This window comes from Bradyrhizobium sp. USDA 4451, from assembly GCF_054822585.1.
The window spans coordinates 4,487,070-4,502,760 of record NZ_JBTRCH010000001.1 but is presented as its reverse complement, the minus strand read 5'-3'; the positions used below and the strand labels follow the sequence as shown (position 1 = coordinate 4,502,760).

Below are 15,691 nucleotides of genomic sequence, written 5' to 3'. Positions count from 1 at the left end.
CATGCGTCGTTACGTGCCGGACGCGGCGCGGTCGATGAAGAGGCTTCCCTTCGTCACGATCTGCTCGCCCGGCTTGAGGTTGCCGGCGACCTCGACGAGATCGCCGTTGATGAGGCCGGGCTTGATCTGACGCAGCTCGATGGTCTTGTCGTCGGGCTTCGCGACCCAGACGCGAACCTGATCGCCCTCGTAGATCAGCGCCTGCTTCGGCACGCCGACCGCCGGATGCTCGCCCTTCGAATACAGCGTCACGTTGGCGAACATCTCCGGCTTCAGCCGGTTGTCGGCATTGTCGATGGTGGCGCGGACCAAGAGCCGGCGCGAAGTCGGATCGATCGCCGCGGCCACGTAGTTGATCCGGGCCGAGAACACCTTGCCCGGCAGCGCCATCACGCTGAAGCTGACGTCCTGCCCGACCGCGACATTATCGGCATCGGACTCGCGGACATAGGCGATCAGCCAGACGGTGGAGAGATCGCCGATCACATAGACCGGATCGCTGGCACCGGTCGAGACGTACTGGCCCGGACCGGCCTTGCGCTGCACGATGGTGCCGCCGAGCGGCGCGAACACCGTCGTCTCCGGATTGAGCCGGCCCTTCTGCTGCAGCGTGGTGATGGCATCGTCGCCGAAGCCGAGGATGTGCAGCTTGTTCTGCGCGGCCTCGAGCAAGGTCTGCGCCGAGCGCGCGTCGTTCTGGGCCTGCACCAGCGTGGCCTGCGCCTGCTGATAATCCTTCAGCGGGATCGCCTTGCCGTCGGACAGGTCCTTGGCGCGCTTCTCCTGGATCGCAGCGAGGTCGAGCGCCGACTGCGCCTTGTTGAGGCCTGTCATCGCCGCGACATAATCGTTTTGCGCCTGCACCGTGTCGGCGGCTTCGATCACGAACAGCGGCTGTCCCTTGGTCACGCTCTCGCCCGGCCGCACCAGCAGGCGGGTGACGCGGCCGGTATAGGGCGAATACACCGGGGTCGAACGATCTTCATCGATTCCGATCTTGCCCTCGGTCACCAATTCGGAACGGAAGGTATGCTCGGCCACCGCCTGGAAGGTCAGGCTGGCCCATTCGGGCGCGGTGGGGGTGTAACGCGATCCGCCCTTGCGGGACTGGCTGGAAACCTCGGACGACGGCGTCGGCTTGGCTGCGCTGAGACGCGTATAGCCGTATACGGCGGCACCGGCCAGCGCCGCCACCACCACCACCGTCACCAGCCGCGGTCGGCTAAGGGTCTGCATTCGTTTGCTAAGCTCTCTAAGCATGCGGTCCGGGGCCCGGTCGCTGCCGCTGCCGACGATACGGCCGCAGCGGTGCGCTAATAGTGCCGAATTGGTGTCGCAAACAACCTAAAAAACGCGGTTCGGCTGCGCTTGAGGTTAAAGTTTCGGCGGCATGAACGGCGGCTGAACGTCTCATCCGGGAAACTCCGGGGCAGGAAACTCTGGGGGTTGGCTGCCGAGCGGCATGGCCGGGCGGGACCAATGCGCCGGGGTCCGCGACAGGATCGCCGCGTGCCGGACCGAGCTCAGCGTGCCGAAACCGGACGGAAGCTGCTCGATGAAGGGCCGCACCGTCTCCGCCTTGAGGTCCTCGGTGGCAAGGCCGGTGTCGAGGCGGCCGAGATTCCACAGCCAGCGCCCGGTCTGCGCCAGCGACACCCGGACGTGCCAGCTGCCGCCCTCGCGGGCCTGGCGGGCCCTGGCCATCATGGCGCCGAACGCCATGAAATATCCGGTGGCGTGGTCGAGCATCTGGGCCGGCAATTCCTTCGGTCCGTCGACGCCGGCCGCCTGCCCCTCGGCGTGATTGAAGCCGGTCGTGGTCTGCACCAGCGAATCGAAGCCGCGGCGCTCCGCCCATGGTCCGGCATGGCCATAGGCGGACAGCGTCACATAGACGATCCCGGGATTGATCCGCGCCGCGTCCTCCGGAGCGAAGCCGAGCCGCGCGATCGCCTGCGGGCGATAGCCCTGCGAGAGGATGTCGGCCTGCGCCACCAGGCCGCGCATCACGGCGCGCCCCTGCGCGCTTTTCAGCTCGATGAGGCTCGTCAGCTTGCCGCGGCCGGTGTCGATGGTCAGCCAGGGAATCGCCGGCAGGCCGGGACCGGAGATCAGCAGTACGTCGGCGCCATGCGCCGCGAGCGTGCGGCCGGCGACGGGGCCTGCAATCACGCGCGACAGGTCGAGCACCCGGATGCCGGCCAATGGCCGATCGCCGGCGGGCCAGGGCCTGGGCGCCGCCTCGCCGATCTTCTCGATCGAGATCAGCGGCAGTCTTGCCAGTTCCTTGGCATGCGGCGTCGCCGACCATTCGTCATATGAGCGCATCAGGGCCACGACGCCGCCTTCGGCATAGGCCGCGGTCTCGAACGCCTCGCCGTCCCATTGCAGCAGCGCGGCCTGGACCTCGTCGCGCTCGGCGTTGCAGCCGAGCACCTTGCAGACGGCGTCGCGATGATGCGGGAAATTGGTGTGGAGGCGGACGAAGCGGTTGTCCCTGACACGATAGACGCCGGCGATCTTGTCCCAGGCCGGCGGCGGCGGCTTGCCGTCGACGCGCAGATAGCGCTCGCTGCGGCATTCGACGACGGCATGGCGGATGTCGACCGCGACCTCCTGCCCCTCGCCGCGGCGGGCCTTCCAGATCTCGGCCGCGGCAAGGCCGGCCGCCGCGATCGGCGCCTGCGCGGCGGCGGCGACCCGAAACGACGACGGCAATTGCGGTTCGCTGCCGGTAAGCCTGATAGCATCGAGCGCGGACGGCGCACCACCGGCGCCGGTCCAGATATCGGCAAGGATCTCACGGATGCTCTGCATGCGCGTTCCCGTTTGCGATTAATCTATGCCCGAGCTTGATGACAAATTAGCGTTGTCCGATCTCATCCATCATACCTTGTCGGGCATAATCTTCTCGGAAAACCGCTTCACATCTCATGCCTTCTGCCCGACCCCAACAGGAGTTGCAATGGCTGCCATCGATCCCATCACTGCCGGCGCAGTCTTCATCGCGACCGCGGCCACCGACGCGGTCTATGTCATGTTTACGTCGGCGGTGGTGGCGCGCAAGCGCGTGCCGGCGGCGACCTGGAGCAGCATCTGGTATCTGCTCTCCTCCTATGCGGTGATCAGCTACACCGAAAACTGGATGTATGTCGCCTTCGCGGCAGCTGGCTCCTGGGTCGGCGCCTATGCGTCGATCACCTTCCTGCACCGTCCGCCGGGCGGACCGCCGGTGGGCGCCGCGGTGGAATAGTGTGCAGCTGCGCAAGGATTGATCCGTCTGCGAAGGCAGACCGCTTGTAAGCTTCACGTCAGTTTCGCGTAAGCTACGTGTCAGCATTCTCGCGACACGAACTGTCCGAGCTTTGCTTGTCGTTCCGCCCTCTCCGTTGGTGAGGGCGCAGGGAAAGCCGGGTGCCGATCGCACCCATGGGCCCCGTGCAATAGGTAGAAAGCACGGGGGTAGGACCACAGGTGTAACCGGAAACAACCCGGCTTTCCCTGCGCGATGGGTTACGGCTTATACGTGCTCTCCCCGGCGAGACTTGGCTTTGTTGTCACCGTCTTCGCAACGCGCATTGCGCAATCGGAAAAGACACCTACCGCTAGGGCGTCAGGCCTGCACGATTTCGCCGTCCGCGTCATGCGCATTCGTCGACCGCGCAATCGGCGTCCACCGCATCTCGACCCACGTTCGTGACGACCGCGAAGCGCCCCTCGATCGGGTGAGACAGGAAATTCATACACCAAATTACGCTTCGGATAAAGCGAAATATTTTCACGCGCGTTGATTGACAGGGTTTAGCTGAGTTGCCCGTCGGGTTGTTTTGTCGCAGCGGGCTCCGGATCCGCGGCATTTTCTACTGCAAAACGACGCAACCGCCGTCGCCAGATCACCCCCAGTATCAGTCTGATAAACCACTCCGGCACATTCAGGTGACGGAGGGTTTCGATCTGGCCCTGCTCCTGTCGTTGCTGAAAACTAGGATCGGATAGGTATTCCCGGTCACTGGCGCACCACGCGATCGTCTGCCTGATCTCCTCTCGCATCAATTCCACATCAGGCAGACCGGCGAGAAAGCTCAGTTCGCGTCGCAGGCAAATCGCCTCGATGCGGTGTCGATCCTTCTCGTAATATTCGATGCCGCAGCTCTCGAGCCGCGCATGGGTCGCCTCATGAACGATGGTGGACGCGATCCGTTCGATCGTCATCGTCTCATGGAGCACTTAGCGCTCATCGAGGACGCAGCCATTCAGCGATCGTTCGTAATGCGCCTGAGCACTCGGAATCAGATGCACCCATATCCGGTCGAGCCTGGTGATGACACGGGAGTAATGCAGCGCGTGATAGTGCTTGATCTGGGTGAGCGCCTCGACGACGCGATGCAGGGCAGGATGCGGCTTGCTTTCGGAGGTCCCGACCCAGAGGCCATCAATGGTCCGGTTTTTCGAGAAGCGCATGAACAGCCGATCAATGAAGGGCGGTTTCGGTCTCGACGGCTTCGCAACAGCCGGTCCGCACAGATCGCGTCGCCTATCCAAGTGCTGCGGCAAGTGCCCTCGTCGTGGTCGGTTTTCCGTAACGCTTGTAGCAGATACTCCTTTCGATCGCTTTAGGAGGTTGATTCAAATACCAGGGAATTCGCTGCCATCTGCCGGAGCGGTGTTCCGGCAGATGGCATGGAACGTAGTTCGTTTTACTTCAGCGCGGCTTGCCCGGCGAGCGAGATCACATTGTCCTGCGAGCCGGTGCCGCCGCTGACGCCGATGGCGCCGACGATCTTGCCGTCGACGATCAGCAGATTGCCGCCGCGCGAGGCGATCACGTCGTCGAGGGTCGTGAGATAGTTGAAGTAGGCACCCTTGCCGATCAGGTTCTCGAAGGTCAGCGTGGGCCGGCGATAGCGCGTCGCGGTGCGGGCCTTGTGCTGCGAGACGCCGATCGAGGCGTATTGGCAATTGTCCTGCTTCTCGAAATAGACGAGTTCGCCGGCCGGATTGACGATCGCGATGCAGAACGCATTCCAGTTTCGCTTCTGGGTCTCGGCGACCGCGGCGGCGGCAACCTTCTTGGCGGTCTCGAGATTGATCGGCTCGCCATAGGGCGGCGGCGTCAGCGCATCGGGGACGACGTCGTTGGGATTGTCGGGATTGGAGGGCACCTGGGCAAACGCGCCGGTGGCCGTGACGAACGCGATGCAGGCCGCGCCGATGAGCGCCGTGAGATAACGCATGGAGTGCTCCCGAATGTTGTCGTTGCAAACCCCGGATCGATCGTCCGGGCGGCGGGACGATAGCAACTGATCCGCGGCGCACAAGTCGGCAGCGATCGGTGTGCAGCGCGGTATGCATTCCGCTGCGATGAAAACCGTGTGAGGATAGGGGCTACCGTCATCCCGAGGTGCGCGCCGTTGCGCGCCTCGAAGGATGCACGGCCCCGCTGGCGGCCCCGCGAAGTAAGACGGGCCGTCGCCCTTCGAGACGGCCGCCTCGCGGCCTCCTCAGGGTGACGGGTCTATCTTCGTCATTGCGAGCCAACCGGTCGGCGCGAAGCGCCGCCGGATGACAGGCTCCGCGAAGCAATCCATCGCGCGGCACACGCGGAAGCATGGATTGCTTCGTCGCTACCGCTCCTCGCAATGACGGCGGTGAAAGCTTCACATCCTCTCAGGGTGACGGTGAGAGAGCAGCGCCGTCGCACGCGTTTCAATGAAAATCGCGCGACGGCGGCAGGATGCGGACGTTGCGGGGGTGGCGGATTTTTTGCGGCGAGTTGTCGCCGTGATCGCGGCGGTCGTCGTTCAGCGGCTCGATCAGCGCGGGGCCGGCCGGCACTGGATGCTTGCGGGAGAGGGAGTCGTTGGCGAGGCCGATCAGATCGTGGGAGCGGTCGGTCATGCGCTGCGCCACCAGATGCGTCACGCCCTCGGGGCTGCTCTGGATATAGCCCTCGACCAGGATCAGGCGCGCGCCCATCACCTCCTTGCGGTACTGCTCCATCACCTTCGGCCACACCACGATGTTGGCGATGCCGGTCTCGTCCTCCAGCGTCATGAACACGACGCCCTTGGCGCTGCCCGGCCGCTGCCGCACCAGCACCACGCCGGCGCAACGGACGCGGCGGCGGTCGTTGCTTTGGTTGATGGTGTGGCAGGCGACGACCCGCTCCCTGGTGAACATCTCGCGCAAAAACTCCATCGGATGGCCCTTCAGCGACAGGCGGATGGTCTGATAGTCGGCGACCACCTGCTCGGGACGCGGCATCTCCGGCAGCGGCTTGGCGCCCTCGTCCGGCTGCTCGCGCGCGGTGGCGGCCTGAAACAGCGGCAGCGGCACGTCGTCGGGCAGCCGCCGCACCGCCCACAGCGCCTCGCGGCGGTCGAGCCCGAGCGAGCGGAACGCATCGGCATCGGCAAGCAGGATCAGCGCCCGCTTGGGCAGAGCGGTGTCGCGGGCGAAATCCTCCAGCGAGGTGAACGGTTTTCGGTTGCGCGCGGCGACGATGCGGTCGGCCCAGTCCTCGGCTTTCTCCGCATCGTCATTCCGGGGCTCGCGAAGCGAGAGCCCGGAATCCATCGGGCCGCGTCTATGCTGAAAAATGGATTCCGGGCCTGCGCCTAACGGCGCATCCCGGAATGACAATTGGAGGGATTTCAGCCGCTCCTCGTCCTCATCCAGCCAGTGAAACCCGTCGATCTGGCGAAAGCCGAGGCGCACTGCGCAGTGCTCGCCGACCTTTTCCTCCAGCGTGTTCTGCGCGAAGCTGAAGGAGACATCGACCTCGCGCACGGTGACGCCGTTCTTACGGGCGTCGCCGACGATCTGCGCCGGGGCATAGAAGCCCATCGGCTGCGAGTTCAACAACCCGCAGCAGAACGCGTCGGGATGATGGTGCTTCAGCCATGAGGAGATGTAGACGAGCTGCGCGAAACTTGCGGCGTGGCTTTCCGGGAAGCCGTAGGAGCCAAAGCCCTTGATCTGGTCGAAGCAGCTGCGCGCGAACTCCGGATCGTAGCCGCGCGCCACCATGTTGCCGACCAGCTTCTCCTCATAGCTGCCGATGGTGCCGAGGTTGCGGAAGGTCGCCATCGAGCGGCGCAGGCCGTTGGCCTCCTCCGAGGTGAAATGCGCCGCCTCGATCGCGATCCGCATCGCCTGCTCCTGGAACAGCGGCACGCCGAGCGTCTTGTGCAGCACCTTGTAGAGTTCGTCCTTGTCGCCTTTATCAGGCGCCGGCGCCGGATAGCTCACCTTTTCCTGGCCATTCCGGCGGCGCAGATAGGGATGCACCATGTCGCCCTGGATCGGGCCGGGGCGTACGATCGCGACCTCGATGACGAGATCGTAGAAGGTGCGCGGTTTCAAGCGCGGCAGCATGTTCATCTGCGCCCGGCTCTCGACCTGGAACACGCCGAGCGACTCGCCGCGGCACAGCATGTCGTAGACCGGCTTTTCATCCTGCGGGACCGAGGCGAGCTCCCAGCGCTTGCCCTTGTGGTCGGCGATCAGGTCGAAGCATTTGCGGATGCAGGTCAGCATGCCCAGCGCCAGCACGTCGACCTTCATCATATGCAGCGCGTCGACGTCGTCCTTGTCCCATTCGATGAAGGTGCGGTCCTCCATCGCGGCATTGCCGATCGGCACATAGGTGTCGAGCCGGTCCTGGGTCAGCACATAGCCGCCGACATGCTGCGAGAGATGGCGCGGAAACTCGATCAGCTCGGTGGCCAGTTCGACCGCGAGATTGATCATCGCATTTTTCGGATCGAGCCCGGCCTGCCGCACCTGCATGTCGTTGAGGCCCTTGCCCCAGCTGCCCCACACGGTGTCGGCGAGCGCCGCGGTGACGTCCTCGGTCAGCCCGAGCGCCTTGCCGACATCGCGGATCGCGCTGCGCGGACGATAATGAATGACGGTGGCGATGATCGCGGCGCGGTGGCGGCCGTAGCGGCGATAGACATATTGCATCACCTCCTCGCGCCGCGAATGCTCGAAATCGACGTCGATGTCGGGCGGCTCCAGCCGCTCCTTGGAGATGAAGCGCTCGAACAACAGATCGACCTTGGTCGGATCGACCGAGGTGACGCCGAGCACGTAGCAGACCGCGGAATTCGCCGCCGAGCCCCGCCCCTGGCACAGGATGTTCTGGCTCCTCGCATAGTGCACGATGTCGTGCACGGTGAGGAAGTAATGCGCGTATTTCAGCTCGGCGATCAGCGCCAGCTCCTTGTTCAAAGTGGCGCGGAGCTTGGTGTCGATGTTGTCTACGCCGCCGAAATATTTGTCGACGCCGGCCCAGGTCAGATCTTCCAGATGCTGCTGCGCGGTCTTGCCCGGCGGCACCGGTTCGTCGGGATACTGATATTTGAGCTGGTCGAGCGAGAACGAGATGCGCGCGGCAAAGCGCATGGTCTCCGCGATCGCGGCAGGCCAGTCGCGAAACAGCCTGATCATTTCATGCGCCGGCTTGAGATGCCGTTCGGCATTGGCCTCGAGCTTGCGGCCCACCGCCTCGATCGTGGTCTTTTCGCGGATGCAGGTCAGCACGTCCTGCAACGGGCGGCGCGCGGGATGGTGATAGAGCACCTCGTTGGTGGCGAGCAGCGGCACACCGGCCTCGGTGGCGAGACCATGCAGCCGCGCCAGGCGGCGCCGGTCGTCGCCACAATAGAGCAGGCTTGCGGCCAGCCAGACGCCGTCGGCGGCGCTGGCCTTCAGTTGCGCGAGCAGATCGAGCGCTTTCGACGCCTCGAACCGATGCGGCAGTGCCAGCACCAGAAGCTGGCCTTCGGCGAAATCGATCAGATCGGGCAGCGTGAGCCGGCAGTCGCCCTTCTCGACCCGCTCGATGCCACGGCCGCGCTTGCCGCGGGTCAAGAGCTGACACAGCCGGCCGTAGGCGGCGCGATCGCGCGGATAGACCAGGATGTCGGGCGTGCCGTCGATGAAGACGATGCGGGCGCCTACTAAAAACTTTGGTGGATGGGCGACCTTCTCGCTGTCGAGCTCCTTCCAGGCCCGCACCACGCCGGCCAGCGTGTTGTGATCGGCGAGCCCGATCACGGGAATCTTCAGTTCGCTCGCCTGATGCACATAGGCGCGCGGATCGGAGCCGCCGCGCAGGAAGGAGAAATTGCTGGTGATACCGATCTCGGCATAGTCGGGCATGGGATTCTCGTTTTGACGCGTTTTCTTCACGCGAACCGGCCTCCACTTCGCTTGAAAACGCTTTGCTTCATGCGAACAACCCGTGCACATACCAGTTGGCCGGAACCGGCTTGCCTCGTTCGTCGCGCAGCTCGCTCTCGTAGAGGCCGTCGCGAAAGATCCAGAAGCGCTGGCCCTCGGCGTCCTCGACGCGGAAGTAGTCGCGCGTCAGTGCCGCGCCGTCCTGCTTCCACCATTCCATCGCGATGCGCTCGGGGCCCTCGACCCGCACCACCGCGTGCAGGGCGCGCCGCCAGGTGAATTGATGCGGCGGGCCGTCGGGCACGCTCGCGAACGGCACCTTGATCGGCTCGGGCGGCTCGAACAGCCTGAGCGGCCGCAGCGGCGGCTCGCCGATGACGCGCTCCGGCCAGGCGGCGGCGCCGGCGGCGGCCAGATGATGCTGCGCCGGCAATGCGAGCGCAGATCGTTCGGGGATGTGGCTCTCGAGCGGCAGATGCACGACGACGCGTTTCCCCCCGATGCGGGCGGCGATGCGGTCGATCAGCGCCGAGAGCTCGTCATTGTCGTGCACGGTCGCGTCGAGATCGCGCTGCTGCTGCACCACGATCTCGGTACGCCCGGCGGCAAGACGAATGAGGTCGAAGCCGAAGCCGGGATCGAGCGGATCGTTGAGCGCATCGAGCCGCTCGCGGAACAGGCGGTCGATCATCTCCGGCCGCGTCACCGGCCGCCCGGTCTCGACCATGATCGTGCGCACCGCACCGTCGGTGCGGAAGAAGCTCGCCTCCAGCTGCCGCGCGCCCTTGCCCTGCCTGTCCATCGCCGCAACCAGCATCTTGGCGAGGTTTTGCAGCGTCAGCGCGATCACGGTGTCGGTCGCGATCGGTTCCGGGAAACGCTTCTCGACGATGTAATCGGGCGGCGGCTTGCGCGGGCTGATCGGGGCATCGCCCCGCCCGAGCGCGTGGCCGAGCAAGGTGGTGAAGGCGGCGCCGAACCGTGCCGAGATCTCATGCGGCGCGCGCGCGGCGACATCGCCGATGGTCTTCAACCCGGCGCGGCGCAGACCGGTGGTCACAGCGGCATCGGCACCGAGCGCCGACACCGGCAGCGGATTGACCGCTTGCGCCTCCTCGCCATCGGCGACGATCTTGCCCGAGACATGACGCGTCAGCGTGCGCGCCGCGATCGAGGTGCCGGCAATCGCGGCGCTGACGGCAAAGCCGCGCCGGCTCAGCGCATGGGTCACGATCTGCAGCAGCGCCCGCTCGCCGCCGAACAGATGCGCGCAGCCGGTGATGTCGAGGAACAGGCCGTATGGCGCGTCGAGCGCGACCAGCGGCGTGAAGCGGTCGCACCAGTCGGCGATGTCGTTCAGCGTCTTCAGGTCGGCGGCCGGATCGACGTCATAGACCGTGAGCTCCGGGCAGATCGCCCGCGCATTGGCGAGCGGCAGCCCGATCGCCAGCCCGGCGCGCACCGCGGCCTCGTCGATGGCATGCAGCAGGATCGCGTTGTGGTCCTTTGCGACGACGACGCTGGGGAGAACGTTGCTTTTCGTAAGGGACGCATCGGCAGACGGGTTCCCTCCCCCCTTGCGGGGGAGGGTGAGGGAGAGGGGTAAGCCGCATACGCCGGCGTCCGTGGTACCCCTCTCTCCAACTCTCCCCCGCACGGGGGGAGAGAGCCCTGCCGATGTGCTCACCTCACTTGAAGGTTCTGTCACCTCCCGTGTGTCGGTCGGCACGACGTTGCGGCCATCAGCTTGCGAGGCGATGTCCTGCGCGAGCTTGCGCTTGATGCGGTCGATGGGCAGGCGTGGCAGCCACAGGCTGAGGATACGCCGACGGTTCGCTGAATTGGCACTCATCACATTTCCATTCCATGATCCATCGCCCGACCGGGCCATGACGGTTGCGCACCAGTTCGGCCTCGACGCGCGGCGCGCCCCAGGCGCTTGCGGCGTGGCCGGGCGGCGAATGCGCCGCGCGCACGATCCAGCGCGTCTCCGCGGTCGAGGGGATTGGCGTGGCCGCGATCCGCAGCACCAGCGCGGTGACACCGGAGGCTTGCGCGGCCAAAGTCAGCTTGCGGCTGGCGACGAGATCGAGCTGGCGCGCCTGGCCCCAGATTTCGAGCACGACCGCGCCGAGCGCATCGCAGGCCAGCGCATCGGCCGCGGTGCGCAGGGCGCCGTCGACATCGGCGGCGCGCACCGTGACCAAAAGGCGCGGATCGAGGCCGAGTTCGGCGATGCCGCGCATCGACAGCGCGCCGTTCTCGCGATCGGAAAAATCCTGCCGCACCCAGACCAGGGGCTTGCGCGTCGACACGCGTCCGGCGAGCCCCGCGATGAAGCCGGTCGCAGCACCGCTTTGATGGCCGGCGGCGAACACCTCGTGCAGCGCGGCCGGCGCAAGCCCGCCGCGCAACATCGCGTCCGCGCTCGCGTGGCCGAGCGCGACGCGGTTCGGCATCGCCGCCTCCGATGGCGCCTCGATGCGCGCGATGCTGCCGCGCAGAGACGCAAGCGTACCCATGCGTGCGCCATTCATATGCGCTGCTCCTTCCCAACCAAAATTTGAGGCCGTCACTGATCTGAACAGAGAACCAGGGACTGGCTCATTTGTTCATGATATGTTCTAATATAAAGCTAACAGGGCCCGCGGAGTCAATCGGATTGGTGAGCCCATCGATTCATCAGTGGAATCAATGGGATTCAGCAGCCGAACAGCGGCCGCAGCCGGATCGCCCGCAGCGTCGGGCGCGGAAGGCCCCGAAAATGGCGGGCGTGACGGAAATGGAGCAATCGCATGCGTATCATCGTGCTCGATAACGACACCGATTTCGAGGGCTGGCGCAAGGCCGCGCGGCGCCTGGCGACACATGACGTGGAGCCCGCTGAGGTCACCTGGACCATACGCCGCAACGACGAATTGTCGTCGGCCGCCTGCGCGAATGAATGGCCTGACACGCCGCAGGCGCAGTTCAGCGTGTCGGCCAAATTCATCGAGCTGGCAAAGGCCGCGATCCTGCATCGCGACGATCGGCGCTTCGCCCTGCTCTATCGCCTGCTGTGGCGGCTGCGCAGCCACCACGATCTGCTCGGCGCGACCGCCGATCCCGACGTCGCCGAGGTCCACGCGATGGCGCGCGCGGTCTATCGCGACATCGACCGGATGCACGCGCAGCTTCGCTTTCGCGAGATCGGCCGCGAGCGGACGGCGCATTACGTCGCCTGGTTCGAGCCGGAGCATCACATCGTCGAGCTCGCCGCGCCTTTCTTCGCCGGCCGTTTCGCCGACATGCCGTGGTCGATCCTCACGCCCGACGTCTGCGCCCATTGGGACGGGCACGCGATCTCGATCACGCCCGGCGTCGCCAAATCCGAAGTGCCGAGCGAGGACCGGCTCGAAGAGGCCTGGCGGCGTCATGACAACAGCTTCTCCAATCCGGCGCGGCTGAAAGTGATGGAGATGCCGCAGGCCTATTGGAGGAACCTGCCGGAGGATTCGATCATTAAGCCGCTGATCGAAGACGCCATGCGCATGACCAGCGGCCCCTTCGTCGCACGCAGGGCGGCCGAGCCGCAGCAGCCTCAGGATCAGCCGATGCCCCGCAAGCCGACTGCAAACAAACAGGCCCACGACACGATCGCCGCCTTGCGCGACGAGGCCGCCGCTTGCCGCGCCTGCCCGCTGTGGAAGGACGCGACGCAAACCGTGTTCGGCGAAGGACCGCAAAGCGCAACGCTGATGCTGGTCGGCGAGCAGCCCGGCGACAAGGAGGATCTCGTCGGCCACCCCTTCGTCGGACCGGCCGGGCAGCTGCTCGATCGCGCGCTCGGGGAAGCCGGCATCGATCGCCGCAAGGTCTACATCACCAATGCGGTGAAGCACTTCAAATTCGTGCCGCGCGGCAAGATCCGGCTGCACCAGAAGCCGAACACGCCGGAGATCCGCGCTTGTCGTCAGTGGTATGAGCGCGAGCTCGCCGCCATCAAGCCGGAACTCGTGGTTGCGCTCGGCGCCACCGCAGCGCAAAGCGTGCTCGGCAAGATCACGCCGATCAACAAGAACCGCGGCCATCTGATTAACCACGACGCCACCAAGGTGCTCGTCACCGTGCACCCGTCCTATCTGTTGCGATTGCCCGACGAGAAAGCCAAGGCGCTGGAATATCAGCGCTTTATCGGCGACCTGAAAATCGCCGCGGAACGGTTGCGCAATTCGGCCCGCGCGGCCTGAGTTCCACCGGTTTGTGGAACCACACTTCAACGTGAAATTGTTCTAAGCTGCAAACAAATACCTACAACCTTTAATTGATCCGTGGTACTGTGACATGTTCCGCAGGTAATCGGGCGTCATGTTCACGCCATGGCGTACCCCGAGGCGGGCGCGCCGCGCGGTTTGCTAGCCCCGATCGTGCGGCGCGCCACCTCATCTCGCAATCCTTCCTTCTCGCTCGCTTCCAGTCCGCACCGGCTTCCTGGTGACGCGGAGTCTTGACGACTTAGATTCCAGGCGACTTGAAATACAGGCGTGCTGAAATCCAGATGTGCTGGCCACGTGGCCCCACGTCTCTCCGGCGACGTCCTCGCCTCCCTCAATTGCCTCACCTCGCGAAACCGGACGGTGAACTCCGTCGTGATCGGTGGTCGTCTATTGCTGAAGATTGCCACGAGGCCGCCAAGGCGCGTGAGCCATCAATGCGTTGCACATAAATTCCGCTCGATATCCACGGCCGCAGACGAACGCCTCATTTCACGGCCCGATTTCAATTGCCTGTCATATGCATCGATCAAAATCGGAGGCATTGGGACAGGAGTTTACCATGAGCGATATGGCGTTACCCGGCTCGATCGAGCCCGCCTTGAAAAAGGGCCCGGACCTCGACAAAGGCTTCCACCCCATGACCGGGGTTATTTATTTGGGCGTGGTTGCGGCCGCGCTGCTGTTCGTTGCCTACAGCATCTATGCCGACGTCGACGCCACCGGCACGCGCGTCACGTCGTTCCTGCCCTACATCATGCTGTTCGTCGCGCTCTTGATCGCGCTCGGCTTCGAATTCGTCAACGGCTTTCACGACACCGCCAACGCGGTCGCCACCGTGATCTACACCCGCTCGCTGCCGGCGCATGTCGCCGTGGTGTGGTCGGGCATGTTCAACCTGTTCGGCGTGCTGCTCTCGAGCGGCGCCGTCGCGTTCGGCATCGTCTCGCTGCTGCCGGTCGAACTCATCCTGCAAGTCGGCTCGAGCGCCGGCTTTGCGATGGTGTTCGCGCTGTTGATCGCCGCCATCCTCTGGAATCTCGGCACTTGGTGGCTCGGCCTGCCGGCGTCGAGCTCGCACACTCTGATCGGATCGATCATGGGCGTCGGCATCACCAATGCGCTGCTGCGCGGCCGTGACGGCACCTCGGGCGTGGACTGGACGCAGGCCGCCGGCATCGCCAAGGCGCTGCTGCTGTCGCCGCTGTTCGGCTTCGTGCTCGCGGCCGGCCTGCTCTACATCCTCAAGGTCGTGCTGGCGCGCGCAACGCCGGCACTGTTCGGCGAGCCGGTTGGCAACCAGCCGCCGCCGTGGTGGATCCGGGGCATCCTGATCCTGACCTGCACGCTGGTGAGCTTCTTCCACGGCTCCAACGACGGTCAGAAGGGCATGGGCCTGATCATGCTGATCCTGATCGGCACCGTGCCGACCGCCTACGCGTTGAACCGCGCGCTGCCGGCGGCCCAGATCGAGTACTTCGCCGCGCACTCGAGCGCGGCCAGCAAGGTCATCGAAGGCAAGGCCGCCGGCTACAACGTGATCGGCAATCCGCGCCCGGCCGTGACCAACTATGTCGCGCAGCACCAGATCAACGAAGGCACCTATCCGTCGCTGGCGGTGCTGGTGCGCGACATCGGCAAGCAGGTCGCCGAGTACGGATCGCTGGCCAAGTTCCCGGCCGAAGCGGTCGGCAACACCCGCAACGACATGTACCTGGCGTCCGAGGCGATCCGCTTCCTGATGAAGGACAAGGAAGCCGAGCTCTCCGCCGCCGACGTCGCCACGCTGAACGAGTACAAGGGCTCGCTCGACGCCGCGACGAAGTTCATCCCGAGCTGGGTGAAGTTCGCCGTCGCCATCGCGCTCGGCCTCGGCACCATGGTCGGCTGGAAGCGCATCGTCGTCACCGTCGGCGAGAAGATCGGCAAGACCCACCTGACCTACGCGCAGGGCGCCTGCGCCGAGATCACCGCGGCTGCGACGATCGCCGCGGCCGACGGCTACGGCCTGCCGGTCTCGACCACGCACGTGCTGTCGTCAGGCATCGCGGGCACCATGGCCGCCAACGGCTCCGGCCTGCAATGGTCGACGATCCGCAACATCGCAATGGCCTGGGTGCTGACCCTGCCCGCCGCGATGATCCTCTCGGGCGTTCTGTACTACGTGTTCTACCACGTGTTCTGATGGCCCCGCTTTCGCCGCGACAGACGAAAGGCCCGCACCTCAGGTGCGGGCCTTTTGCATTTGG

11 protein-coding genes are annotated in these 15,691 nt (G+C 65.2%); 3 read left to right on the top strand and 8 right to left on the bottom strand.

Annotated features, from left to right (window positions below; genetic code table 11):
- Positions 1-9: 9 nt before the first annotated feature.
- The gene (locus ACVMB0_RS20690) at positions 10-1,260 is read right to left on the bottom strand and encodes an efflux RND transporter periplasmic adaptor subunit (RefSeq protein ID WP_461347487.1); all 1,251 of its coding nucleotides are present in this window, start codon (positions 1,258-1,260) and stop codon (positions 10-12) included.
- A 150-nt stretch (positions 1,261-1,410) separates the two neighbouring features.
- A complete protein-coding gene (locus ACVMB0_RS20685) occupies positions 1,411-2,817 on the bottom strand; it encodes a CoA transferase (RefSeq protein WP_461347486.1) in 1,407 nt (468 codons plus the stop codon).
- A gap of 148 nt (positions 2,818-2,965) precedes the next feature.
- Between ACVMB0_RS20685 and ACVMB0_RS20680 the strand changes: the two genes are divergently transcribed.
- Positions 2,966-3,253, top strand: coding sequence for a hypothetical protein (locus ACVMB0_RS20680; protein WP_461347485.1), 288 nt, complete (start codon positions 2,966-2,968; stop codon positions 3,251-3,253).
- A gap of 548 nt (positions 3,254-3,801) precedes the next feature.
- Here ACVMB0_RS20680 and ACVMB0_RS20675 read toward each other — a convergent pair.
- The 6 genes from ACVMB0_RS20675 to ACVMB0_RS20650 form a co-directional block, all read right to left on the bottom strand.
- Entirely contained in the window at positions 3,802-4,212 is a 411-nt protein-coding gene (locus tag ACVMB0_RS20675; protein WP_461347484.1) for a hypothetical protein, read from the bottom strand.
- A gap of 15 nt (positions 4,213-4,227) precedes the next feature.
- A complete protein-coding gene (locus ACVMB0_RS20670; RefSeq protein ID WP_461347483.1) occupies positions 4,228-4,461 on the bottom strand; it encodes a hypothetical protein in 234 nt (77 codons plus the stop codon).
- Positions 4,462-4,697: 236 nt separating this feature from the next.
- Complete coding sequence (locus ACVMB0_RS20665; RefSeq protein ID WP_456755839.1) at positions 4,698-5,234, bottom strand: GlcG/HbpS family heme-binding protein; 537 nt, start codon at positions 5,232-5,234, stop codon at positions 4,698-4,700.
- Positions 5,235-5,706: 472 nt separating this feature from the next.
- The gene (locus tag ACVMB0_RS20660) at positions 5,707-9,168 is read right to left on the bottom strand and encodes an error-prone DNA polymerase (RefSeq protein WP_461347482.1); all 3,462 of its coding nucleotides are present in this window, start codon (positions 9,166-9,168) and stop codon (positions 5,707-5,709) included.
- A gap of 67 nt (positions 9,169-9,235) precedes the next feature.
- A complete protein-coding gene (locus tag ACVMB0_RS20655; protein WP_461349690.1) occupies positions 9,236-10,846 on the bottom strand; it encodes a Y-family DNA polymerase in 1,611 nt (536 codons plus the stop codon).
- An 85-nt stretch (positions 10,847-10,931) separates the two neighbouring features.
- Entirely contained in the window at positions 10,932-11,726 is a 795-nt protein-coding gene (locus ACVMB0_RS20650; RefSeq protein ID WP_461347481.1) for an ImuA family protein, read from the bottom strand.
- A 258-nt stretch (positions 11,727-11,984) separates the two neighbouring features.
- Here ACVMB0_RS20650 and ACVMB0_RS20645 point away from each other — a divergent pair, with 258 nt between their 5' ends.
- Positions 11,985-13,418: a UdgX family uracil-DNA binding protein gene (locus tag ACVMB0_RS20645; protein ID WP_461347480.1), complete on the top strand. Its 1,434-nt coding sequence runs from the start codon at positions 11,985-11,987 to the stop codon at positions 13,416-13,418.
- Between the two features lie 586 nt (positions 13,419-14,004).
- Positions 14,005-15,627 (top strand): inorganic phosphate transporter, encoded by a 1,623-nt coding sequence (locus ACVMB0_RS20640; protein WP_461347479.1) that lies wholly within the window; start codon positions 14,005-14,007, stop codon positions 15,625-15,627.
- Positions 15,628-15,691: the final 64 nt, after the last annotated feature.